Genomic DNA, 9,702 nt, shown 5'->3' with positions numbered 1-9,702 from the left:
GGGAGGCAACGGGTACCACTGGCATCCCGCCTGCGCGGCCCGGAGGCATGACCGGTCCTCATGGTGGGCGTGCGACCGGCGGCCGGAATGCTAGGGCGTCGCGGGACGGCGAGGGTTTCGGCTGCCGGGCACCACCAGGACGGGCCGCTCGGCGAACTCCAGGATGCGGTCGGCCCATGGGGCGAGGGCCCGGCCGCCGGGCCGGGGGGCGTCGTCCCGGCCGAGGACGATCAGGTCGGGCCGGATGCGGCGGGCCTCGTCCAGGACGCGTTCGGCGATGTCCCCGAAGAGCCGGACGGTCTCCATCTCGACCTCCGCCAACCGGGCGAGCTGCTCGACGTGCGCCAGTACCGACCGTCCGGCCAGGTCGCGGCGCGCGCCGACGTCCGGCTGCCCGGACACCCTTGTCACGGTGTCGGTGAGGATGCCGTCGGCGATGACGTTCACCGCGGTGATCCGTGCGCCGAGGCGGTGGGCCAGATCCACGGCGTAGCGGGCGGCGGCCAGCGTCGACGGCGAGTCCTCGGCGACGAGCAGCAGGCATGCGGTCATGACGACTCCCGGGTGGTGAGGCGGCGGAGGCGGGCGCCGTCTTCGCGTTCGCGCTCCTCCAAGGCGAACTCGATGCTCGCGAGCGCCTTGCGCAGCCGCGGCAGCCGGCGGCGCTCGATCGCACGGACCCGCTGCCCGGTCGCCTCGACCTCGGCATCGAGGGTGGCGACCGCGGCGCAGGCGGCGGCATGGGCGCAGGCGGCCTCCAACGCCGCCCGGCAGGCCCGGCGGGCGGGCGTCAGGGCCGTGCCGCCCGGTGCGGGCGCGGCGGCGCCGGGCGGCGTGAAGACGATGCGCGCGGGGTGGCTCACCCCCATGGACTCGGCATGTTCCACGGTGACGTCCGCGAGGAGCCCGCCGGACGCCGGCGGCAGCACCCGGCGTCCGCCGAGCAGCGTGGCCCGGAGCAGGGCCTCGTCCGCCTCCGCGCAGCGGCGGTGCCATGCCTCCTCCGTGCGGGTGGCGAGCAGCTTCATCCTGTCCCGCTCGTCCCGCAGGATGTTGAGCTTCCGCTGCAGGAGTTCGACGGCGCCTTCTGCGATCTCGATTCGCTGCCGCAGCCACAGCCGTCCGGCACGTCCATGGGGCACACCGCTCATCGGTCCTCCATCAGGTGGGCGTCGATCAGCGCGCGCGACAGCATGGTGAGCTCGCGCCGGGGCAGGACCGCGAGCGCTCGCCAGGCCCGATCCAGCGTCTCCTCCAGCCGGCGCCGTTCCGCGGCGCCCTGGGAGACGAGAACCTCCCGGTAGACCCGTTCGAATTCGAGGTAGCTGCGGTCGGTCTCACTGAGCGCACCGGGGCCTACCAGCTCACCGAGTTCGTGGGCCCGGCGCGCCCTGGACAGCGCCGCGAGGACCTGGGCGGACACGTCCAAGTGGTCCTCGCGGGTGCGGGTGGGGCCGGCGGCCTTGCGCATCAGGCGCGACAGCGATTCCAGGGCGTCGACGGGCGGATACACGCCGGCCGAGTGCAAATCCTCGGAGAGGACGATCTGCCCTTCGGTGATGTACCCGGTCAGGTCTGGCACAGGGTGTGTGATGTCGCCGCCGGGCATCGTCAGCACCGGCACGAGGGTGACCGAACCGGGCCTGCCGCGGACCCGCCCGCAGCGCTCGTACAGCGAGGCGAGGTCACTGTAGAGATAACCGGGGTAGGCCCGCCGTGCCGGGATCTCCCCGCGCGCGGCCGACACCTCGCGCAGCGCCTCGCAATAGGCGGTCATGTCGCCCATGACGACCAGGACGTGCCGCCCCTCCTCGAACGCGAGGTGCTCGGCGACGGTCAGTGCGATGCGGGGCGTCAGGATCCGCTCGATGACGGGCGCGTCGGCGAGGTTGAGCAGCAGCACGAGGTCGCCGGCGGCCGAGCGGTCTTCCAGGGTGTCGCGGACGGCCGCCGCATCGGCGTGGGTCAGCCCCATGGCGGCGAAGACCACGCAGAACGGCTCGTCCCCGGCCGACGCCTGGGCGGCGATCTGCGCGGCCAGCTCCAGGTGCGGGAGTCCGGCCCGGGAGAAGATCGGAAGCTTCTGCCCGCGCGCGAGCGTCGTGAGAGCGTCGATGGCCGAGACCCCGGTCAGGATCGGATCCGACGGCGGTTCACGATGAACGGGGTTGAGGGGGACGCCCGCGGCCGGCGCGTCGGTGCCGCCGAGGACGGGCGGGCCGCCGTCCAGCGGGTTGCCCAGTCCGTCGCACACCCGCCCGAGCCAGGCCGTCCCGACCGGGACGCGCAGCGGCGTGCCGCTGAAGGCGACACGGGTTCCTTCGAAGGGGATCCCTGCGGTCCCCTCCAGAACCTGGACGAGCACTCGATCGCGGGCGGTGTCGAGTACGAGCCCGTGCCGCTCCTCCCCCGAGGCGAGCCGGATGTCGGCGAACTCGTCCCAGCCGACCTCCTCGGCGTCGGGAACGACCAGGAGCGGCCCCTGAAGCCGCGAAACGCGCGTGTACGCCGGTCTGGCCCACCGGTCACGGTGGTTCCGCGGTCCTCCGGGTGCATGCTCCACCGCACCGCTCCGCCTGGTCATGACAGCTCTCCCAGCCGGTTCAGCATCGCATCGCGCGCGGTGTGGACGGCGGCCACGGTGGTGGCGTCCTCGCGGGCGCGGACGATCGGGGAGAAGTCCTGCTCCTCGACGGCGCCGGCGGGGACGCCCGCCGCGACCAGGTCCCGGCAGCGGTCCACGACCGCGAGCACGGCCTCGGTCAGCGCGGCACCGCGTTCGGGGGTGCAGGAGGCGTCGTGCGGGCTCAGCGCGCTCTGCTGGAGTACTCCTTCGCGGAGGAGGCGTCCCGCCAGAAGCACCATGCGCTCGTGGCCCGGCAGCGTGCTCGACCCGACGAGCTCGGCCAGCGCGGCCAGGCGGTCGGCTTCGGCCAGGAGGCTCACCGTCCGCGCGCGCCGACCCGCCCAGCCGGGGTCTCCGGCGTCGGTGTGGTGGCGGGCGAGGGCGGCGGCGTCGCGGGCGAACGACCCGGACCACGACACCGCCGGGTAGTGGCGCGAGTAGGCGAGGTCCTTGTCCAGGCTCCACCGGGCGCGCACGAAGCGCTCGGTGTAGGCGGTGACGGGTTCGGTCATGTCCCCTCCGGGCGGGGACACCGCACCGATGATCGTGACCGATCCCTGCGCGCCGCCGAGCGTGCGGACCCGGCCGGCCCGCTCATAGAAGGCGGCGAGCGCCGACGGGAGCGCGGCCGGATACCCCTCCTCCCCCGGCAGCTCGCCGCCGCGGGAGGCGAACTCGCGCAGCGCCTCGGCCCAGCGGGACGTCGAGTCGGCGATGACGACGGCGTCCTTGCCCTGGTCGCGGAAGTACTCGGCGACGGTGACGCCGCTGTAGACGCCCGCCTCGCGCGCCATCATCGGCATGTTGGAGGTGTTGGCGATCACGACGGTGCGGTCGGCCAGCCGCCCGCCGGTCCGCGGGTCCTCGAGCGCGGCCAGCTCGGCGAGCACGTCGGCCATCTCGTTGCCGCGCTCGCCGCAGCCGACGTAGACGATGACGTCGGCGTCGCACCATTTGGCGATCTGCTGCAGCAGCATGGTCTTGCCCGTTCCGAAGCCGCCGGGGACCGCGACCGTCCCGCCGCGAGGCACGGGGAAGAGCAGGTCGACGACGCGCTGACCGGTGTGCAGTGGCACGCCGATGTCCAGCCGCTCGGCGTAGGGCCGGGGCCTGCGGACGGGCCAGAACTCGACGGCCCCGCCGTCACCTCCGGCCCGGCCCGGGCCGGCGGCGACGTGCCGGGCTGGATCGAGCCAGATGCCCGCAACCGTCAGCGGCCGCAGCAACCCGTCGTACACGCCGCCGAGCAGGTGCGGGCCGAGCGGCGCGGACAGGGCGCGCCCCGTGGTGCGGGCGGGTGCTCCCGGTGCCAGTCCCCCGGTGTACTCGTATGCCTGGACGGTGGTGATGTCACCGTCCAGAGCGACGATCTCGCCGGGCAGGCGTCGCGCACCCACCTCGACGACGTCGCCCATGGCCGCGCTCTGGAGGCCCGACACTTCCACCAGCGGCCCGCTGACCCGTGTCACTTCTCTTGCCACAGCCCTGCCACCTCCGCTCCCAGCGCCGCCACCGCCCGCTCGGCGAGGACGTCCGCGGACAGGTCCAATTCGGCGCGGGACGTGCGGGCGATCACGCCGCCGCCGGGCGCCTCCTCGATCCGTGCCGCGGCCCCGAGCCGCCGCCTTGCCATCACTTCCAGCCGCTTGACGGTTTCGGGGCCGCGCGCGCCCGTGCACATCTCGCCCACGCCGGCGCGGACCCGGCGGCACAGCTCGTCATAGGCCCGCCTGCGGGCCGCGAGGACGATCCCGCTGGCCCGGCTCCGCGCCCGGGAGCGCTCGGCCGCGGCGGCGGCCCGCCCGTCGGCGCGTCCGGCCGCGCGTGCCTCGTCCAGGATCCGGGCGGCCTCGCCGCGGGCGGCCGCCACGATCGCGGCCGCCTCCCGCTCGGCGTCCGCCACGACGGCCGCGGCCTGCTCGCGGGCACGGCCGAGGAGCGCGTCGCGCACCGGCTCGATCGCGGTCCCGGCGTCCGGTGCGGCGGTCATGGCGGCATCACCACGATCAGGACGGCGCCCGGGTGCCGTACCCGCTCGCCCTCGATGCACCGGGCGGCCTCGGGGGTCAGCACGACGACCGCCACCCGGTCGTCGAGCTCTTCCCAGGCCGCCCGGACCTCGTCCGGATCGTCCGCCGGGACGGCCCGCGCGCCGCCGAGCGCCCATCCCTCCACGCGGGCGCGCTCTCCGATCACGGCGATGTGCGCCATGGCCCTCACGCCTTCCCGATCAGGATGATGCCGATGATCAGCCCGTAGATGGCGATGCCCTCGGCGAGACCGACGATCACCATCGCGCGCCCGAACAGCTCGGGCCGCTCGCTCATCGCCGCCAGCGCCGCGGCGCCGACGTAGGCCACCGCGATGCCCGCGCCGATGGCGGCGCCGGCGACGGCGATCCCGGTACCGAGATAGGGCGCCCAGTTCGACGCGGCGGCCTGGGCCGTCGCGATCATTTCTGCGGACATGTGCCGTCCGCCTCCTCTGCGATCATGGGTATGTGCCAGGGCCGGAACGGACGGCCCTGGCTGCGGAAGAGCCGCGAGAACAGCTCGTAGTACTCCAGCCGGAGCGCCTGGACGCCGGCGACGAGCGCCTCCAGCGCGAACGTCACGGCGGTCCCGGCGGCGAACACGACCAACGCCAGGACGGCGAGCGCGCCTCCCCGCTGCCAGAGCGCGGCCGTCCCGGACCAGACGATCCCGGCTAGCGCGGCATGGGTCAGCCCGAAGGCGGCGAGCCGTGCGAACGACACCACGTTCGCGCCCAGCCTGACGATGAGATCGAACACCTCGACGAGGGCCTCCACGAGCCCCGTGCCGCCGCCACCGCCGGCCGCCAGGAAGCCGGCGAAGGCCAGCCCAAGGCCGAGCGCCGCGAACGCGCCGCCCGCCACGGTCAGCCAGGACAGGCCGAGGTAGAAGCCGGCGGCGAGGGCGCCGAGCCCGAGGAACGCCGAGGCGCCGGCGATTCCGGACGGCTCGTACAGGGCGACCGGCCAGCCGCCCTCCCGCCACCGGTTCGCGATGCCGATCGCGTACGCGCCGGCCAGCAGGACGGCGCCGACACCGATCGCCGCGACCAGCAACTCGACCGGTTCGTCGAGAGGTGCGAGCCACACCTGCGGGATGAGGTGCGTCGGCCCGAAGAACTCCCCGTACAGCACCCCGAAAAACGTGCTGGTCACACCGGCGCCCAGCACGAACGGCCAGACCCGCCGCAGCCGCGGCCACCTGCGCGGATACCCGGCCAGCAGCGCGGCGGCGCCCGCGAGGAGCAGCAGCCCGTGGCCGGCGTCGCCGAACATCATCCCGAACATCAGCACGTAGGCCGCCCACGCGAGCGGTGTCGGATCGAGGTCGGCGTACGGGACGGTCCCGTAGGTCTCGACCAGCGGCGCGAGCGAACCGCGCCCGTTCTCCGCGCGGCGCGCTCCCGGCAGCAGGGACGGCGCCTCGGCGCCGCGCGGATGCGGGAGCGGCACCGCGGCGGCCCCGGTCTCGGCGAGCCGGGCGGCCAGTCCGGCCCGGGCCGCCGCCGGAGTCCAGCCCGCCAGCGCGGCGACGCCGCCCTGGCGGAAGGCCGCCGCCGCATGCTCCTCCAGCTCCGCCTCCCCGGCCAGCAGGTCGAAGCGGTGCCTGTCGGCGAGCCGTTCCAGATCGGGGGCGGCGGAGAGCACGGCCGGCTCGGGACCACCGCCTCCGGCTCCCCGCAGCATCCGCGCCGCCTCGCCCTGCGCGGCGGGCTCGGGCGGAAGGTCGAACTCGACCACTCCGGCATCGGCGGTCCGGGCCAGCGCGTCGCGCAGCGAGTCCAGCGGGGCGACCACGGCGATCCGCGCCATCCGCATCGGCTGCAGGTTCTCAGGCCAGCGCATCGTAGGCTCCCATCGGTCCGCCGCCGCGCGCGGCGATCTCCAGGGCGGCCCGGATCCGCCAGGCGTCGACCGCCAGCACGGTCGCGGCGCCGAGGACCGGCCCCACACCGAACTCCGAGCCGCGCAGCAGCAGGGAGCCGTCCTGCTCCAGGCGTTTCCAGCAGCGGGCCTCGGCCCGCCACAGGTCGGCCGGGTCGTCGATGCCCGCGAGCGCCCAGCGCGCGTCCCGGCCGAGGTGCGCGACCATGGCCCCGAGGGCGGGCGCCCCGACTGGCAGAGCCCCGAGCATCCGGTCCGCTCGCTCCTGAGCGGCCTGCGGAAGGTCCCGCCCGGCGCCGAAACGCTCACCGGCCACCAGGACGCCGGCGGCGCCGGCCGCCCACGCGGCGGCACGCCCGCCGAGGGCATGGACGCGGGACGCCCACGACAACCGCAGGACCACACGGATCGTCCAGGGATCGGCGTCTCCCGGATCACCCCAGGAACTGGCGGTCAGGCGCTCCCGCAGCCCCCCGATGTCCGGTGCGTCCTCCAGGCGAGGCCAGGCGGTCCCCAGCGCGCCGAGGACGTACGGCTTCTCCGCGGGCCGGCCCTCCAGCCGCTGCAGCAACGCGTCGATGTTGGCGAGCTCGAACCATGCGGCGACCGCACGCAGGGCCGTCGCACCGCCCCTGGGCAGCCAGCCCGCCAGCACCCGCAGGTGCCAGAGGAGCGTTTCGGCGACCGCGTGCTGAGCCGATGCCAGGTCCTGGTCCTTGGTCACCGCGTGCCCGTACGGCGTCGCTGCCAGGATCGAGACGGCGTCCGCGAGCGAAGCCGATCCCGCGAGCATCCTGGTGCGTCCGGGGCCGAGCCGCCGCTGGGCGAGCGCCTGCGCCCGGACCCGGCCGGCGACCCATGCGGCGCTCACGACGTCCCTCCTCCGCCAGTGGGCGTCGCCTCATCGCCCAGCATGTCGTCGCCCAGCATGACCTCGATGGATCGCAATGCCTTCTCGACCAGCAGCGGCGTCCGCTCGGACACCCCGGCCTCGATACGCGCGGCCTCCTCGCTCGCGGCGGCCATGAGGGCCTGCCGCTCTTGGGTCCCGGTCCGCTGGACGGCGGCCGAGACCGCCGCTCGCTCCGCGGCAGCCCTGCCCCTGGCCTCGTTCACCAGGCCTGTGGCCTGTTCCCGTGCCGCGTCCCGGACCGCACACGCCCGTCGTCGCGCCTCCTCCACCATCCGCCGCTGTTCCACCTCCGCGTCGGCGAGCAGGGCGAAGACCGGTTCGAGTTCGGCGGCCAGCGCGCTTCGCCGATCGGAGGGCACGGCTACGGCCGCGGCCCCGGGCGCCCCGGCGGGACGGAACCGCTCTAGAAAGTCGCGAATGGTGGTGGGCACTGCTCCTCCCGAAGTCGTTCAGCTCCATGCTTGATTCCCACACCGGGTGATCCCAGGGCCGGAGGACTGTGACTTGGAGACAAAGGTCCCTCCGTGGGCACTGTGGAGCCCCCGAGGACGGGGCGGAGGGAAGCCCACTCGAAGCGTGAGGATCGAGTCTCTTGGCCGGTGGACTGCTGACAGACCTGTAGGAAGTGACGATGGGGGTGAGCTGCCACTGCGGCGATGGGTTGCGGAGGACCGCCTCCTCGGACGGCCTGTGATGCTGCTGGAGACAGACCGATCAGCGCAGGCGTCTGCGGGACGGGAAAGCCGCCTCGCCATCGATTCCAGGTGCGAAGGGCGATGGGACATCGCACTCTGCAAGTGCCTCGGAGAGTTCCGTCAGCCGCGACTGGCTTGTCTCCAGCCGCTCGACGATGAGTTCGGCGAAGCGGCGTGTGAGTTCGTAGCCCATGGCAGGGTCCACGGCGCAGAGCGTTCTGACGAGGCGTCCGTCGAACTCGACGGCCCGTACCGGGGTGGTCGCGACGCCCCCGAAATGCCATCGGTACGGACGGAACAGCCACGACCACCCCAGCACGGAACCCGGGCCGAAGGTGTCGATGATGACGGAGCCACGGCCGGGCATGTGCAGGTCGACGATCACAGTCCCGTCCCGGACGAGCCAGAAGCGTTCCGCCGGATCGGACTGGCTGAAGATACGCCGTCCCGCGGGGATGTCGGTGAACCGGGCCGCCGTCGCCAGCCTGCGCAGATCGGCGGTCCTCATGTCCTTCAGGAACGGTTCACGCGCGAGATCCGCACCGGTCACGGCACTCACCTGAACCACCCGCTTCGCCATTCGCCGTCGGACCTTGGATCACTGACACGGTGCACGGCCGGGGCTACCGACACAGCTCGTGTCCGAACGTCGCGGAGGGCCATGCCGTCACCGGGTGTAATTCGGCACGACGGCGACCGTGCAGGGGGCGTGCTTGAGCAGCGCGTCACTCGTGGCACCCAGAGTCAACGCCCCGACCACGCCCGTGCCACGGGCGCCCATCACCGCGAGGGTGGCGTCCTCCGCCGCCTCCAGCAGCGCCTCCCGCGGCGGCTTCAGCACCAGCGACGTCGTTGCCCGTACCTGCGGGTACTTCACGCGCCAGGGCGCCACGGCGCGTTCCAGCACGGCGCCGGTCACGCGGCGCAGCGCGTCCTCGTCACCGAACAGCGAGAGGTCGCCGCCGGGCGCCGCGCCCGGCTCCCAGCATCCGTACACCGCGCGCAGCCGCCAGCCGCGCAGCGCCGCCTCCTCGAACCCGAACGCCAGCGCCCCGTCCGCACCGGCGGAACCGTCCACGCCGACCACGATCAGGCCGTCACGCGAACCGTCCGACCGTACGACCACGACCGGCCGATCCGCGCGGGCCGGCACCTGCAGGGCAGTCGAACCCACCGGTATCTCGTCCGGTTCATGCGACCCGATCACGATCAGGTCCGCGTCGCCGGCCTCGTGCAGCAATGCCGGGGTCACGCTGCCGTCCTTCAGCCGCTTGCGCACCGTCACGCTCGGCGCCAGCTCCCGTGCGAGCGCCACACCGTGGTCGAGGATGTGCTCGCCCATCCTGCGGACGATGGCCACGCCCTCGTAGTCGATGTGGCTGATCGGGTAGGGCCAGCGCCAGGCGTGGCACACCGTCAGCGGCAGCCGCCGCACCCGGGCCTCCTCGACCGCCCACCGCAGCGCCCGCTCACTGTCGCCTGTTCCGTCGTAGCCCACGACCACGTTGCTCATAACGTCCCTCCTCGTAGCATCCGAACTCCATCCCACCGC

12 protein-coding genes are annotated in these 9,702 nt (G+C 73.9%); all 12 read right to left on the bottom strand.

The features are described from left to right. Nucleotides 1-90: 90 nt before the first annotated feature. Nucleotides 91-552 (bottom strand): universal stress protein, encoded by a 462-nt coding sequence (locus SM611_RS28520; protein ID WP_371953352.1) that lies wholly within the window; start codon nt 550-552, stop codon nt 91-93. Further along, nucleotides 549-1,151 carry a V-type ATP synthase subunit D gene (locus SM611_RS28515; protein WP_371953350.1) on the bottom strand — a complete coding sequence of 201 codons (603 nt, stop codon included), beginning with the start codon at nt 1,149-1,151 and terminating at the stop codon, nt 549-551. The genes SM611_RS28520 and SM611_RS28515 overlap by 4 nt, the downstream gene beginning before the upstream one ends. Next, nucleotides 1,148-2,584, bottom strand: a complete 1,437-nt coding sequence (locus SM611_RS28510; protein WP_371953348.1) for a V-type ATP synthase subunit B — start codon at nt 2,582-2,584, stop codon at nt 1,148-1,150. Before SM611_RS28510 ends, SM611_RS28515 begins: the two co-directional genes overlap by 4 nt. After that, on the bottom strand, nt 2,581-4,107 hold the full coding sequence (locus SM611_RS28505; RefSeq protein WP_371953347.1) for a V-type ATP synthase subunit A: 1,527 nt from the start codon (nt 4,105-4,107) through the stop codon (nt 2,581-2,583). Before SM611_RS28505 ends, SM611_RS28510 begins: the two co-directional genes overlap by 4 nt. After that, nucleotides 4,092-4,616: a hypothetical protein gene (locus tag SM611_RS28500; protein ID WP_371953346.1), complete on the bottom strand. Its 525-nt coding sequence runs from the start codon at nt 4,614-4,616 to the stop codon at nt 4,092-4,094. Before SM611_RS28500 ends, SM611_RS28505 begins: the two co-directional genes overlap by 16 nt. Next, nucleotides 4,613-4,837 (bottom strand): V-type ATP synthase subunit F, encoded by a 225-nt coding sequence (locus SM611_RS28495; protein WP_371953344.1) that lies wholly within the window; start codon nt 4,835-4,837, stop codon nt 4,613-4,615. The genes SM611_RS28500 and SM611_RS28495 overlap by 4 nt, the downstream gene beginning before the upstream one ends. A gap of 5 nt (nt 4,838-4,842) precedes the next feature. Next, nucleotides 4,843-5,094, bottom strand: a complete 252-nt coding sequence (locus tag SM611_RS28490) for an ATP synthase subunit C-like protein (RefSeq protein WP_371953342.1) — start codon at nt 5,092-5,094, stop codon at nt 4,843-4,845. Next, nucleotides 5,079-6,503, bottom strand: a complete 1,425-nt coding sequence (locus tag SM611_RS28485; protein WP_371953341.1) for a V-type ATPase 116kDa subunit family protein — start codon at nt 6,501-6,503, stop codon at nt 5,079-5,081. Before SM611_RS28485 ends, SM611_RS28490 begins: the two co-directional genes overlap by 16 nt. Then, nucleotides 6,490-7,413: a hypothetical protein gene (locus SM611_RS28480; RefSeq protein ID WP_371953339.1), complete on the bottom strand. Its 924-nt coding sequence runs from the start codon at nt 7,411-7,413 to the stop codon at nt 6,490-6,492. Before SM611_RS28480 ends, SM611_RS28485 begins: the two co-directional genes overlap by 14 nt. After that, on the bottom strand, nt 7,410-7,886 hold the full coding sequence (locus tag SM611_RS28475; RefSeq protein ID WP_371953338.1) for a hypothetical protein: 477 nt from the start codon (nt 7,884-7,886) through the stop codon (nt 7,410-7,412). The genes SM611_RS28480 and SM611_RS28475 overlap by 4 nt, the downstream gene beginning before the upstream one ends. A 283-nt stretch (nt 7,887-8,169) precedes the next feature. Beyond that, a complete protein-coding gene (locus tag SM611_RS28470; protein ID WP_371953336.1) occupies nt 8,170-8,730 on the bottom strand; it encodes a Crp/Fnr family transcriptional regulator in 561 nt (186 codons plus the stop codon). A gap of 87 nt (nt 8,731-8,817) precedes the next feature. Beyond that, complete coding sequence (locus SM611_RS28465) at nt 8,818-9,663, bottom strand: universal stress protein (RefSeq protein ID WP_371953334.1); 846 nt, start codon at nt 9,661-9,663, stop codon at nt 8,818-8,820. Nucleotides 9,664-9,702 lie beyond the last annotated feature (39 nt).

Origin of the sequence: Actinomadura monticuli (assembly GCF_041463655.1) — a bacterium.
GTDB lineage: Bacteria > Actinomycetota > Actinomycetes > Streptosporangiales > Streptosporangiaceae > Spirillospora > Spirillospora monticuli.
The sequence above is the reverse complement of the archived record's forward strand: the minus strand, read 5'-3'. Positions and strand labels throughout refer to the sequence as shown.

Excerpts from the sequence above, each read along its gene's own strand:
- SM611_RS28485 (WP_371953341.1), bottom strand. The coding sequence starts at position 6,503 with ATGCGCTGGCCTGAGAACCTGCAGCCGATGCGGATGGCGCGGATCGCC.
- SM611_RS28470 (WP_371953336.1), bottom strand. The coding sequence starts at position 8,730 with ATGGCGAAGCGGGTGGTTCAGGTGAGTGCCGTGACCGGTGCGGATCTC.
- SM611_RS28500 (WP_371953346.1), bottom strand. The coding sequence starts at position 4,616 with ATGACCGCCGCACCGGACGCCGGGACCGCGATCGAGCCGGTGCGCGAC.
- SM611_RS28465 (WP_371953334.1), bottom strand. The coding sequence starts at position 9,663 with ATGAGCAACGTGGTCGTGGGCTACGACGGAACAGGCGACAGTGAGCGG.
- SM611_RS28495 (WP_371953344.1), bottom strand. The coding sequence starts at position 4,837 with ATGGCGCACATCGCCGTGATCGGAGAGCGCGCCCGCGTGGAGGGATGG.
- SM611_RS28510 (WP_371953348.1), bottom strand. The coding sequence starts at position 2,584 with ATGACCAGGCGGAGCGGTGCGGTGGAGCATGCACCCGGAGGACCGCGG.
- SM611_RS28520 (WP_371953352.1), bottom strand. The coding sequence starts at position 552 with ATGACCGCATGCCTGCTGCTCGTCGCCGAGGACTCGCCGTCGACGCTG.
- SM611_RS28515 (WP_371953350.1), bottom strand. The coding sequence starts at position 1,151 with ATGAGCGGTGTGCCCCATGGACGTGCCGGACGGCTGTGGCTGCGGCAG.
- SM611_RS28490 (WP_371953342.1), bottom strand. The coding sequence starts at position 5,094 with ATGTCCGCAGAAATGATCGCGACGGCCCAGGCCGCCGCGTCGAACTGG.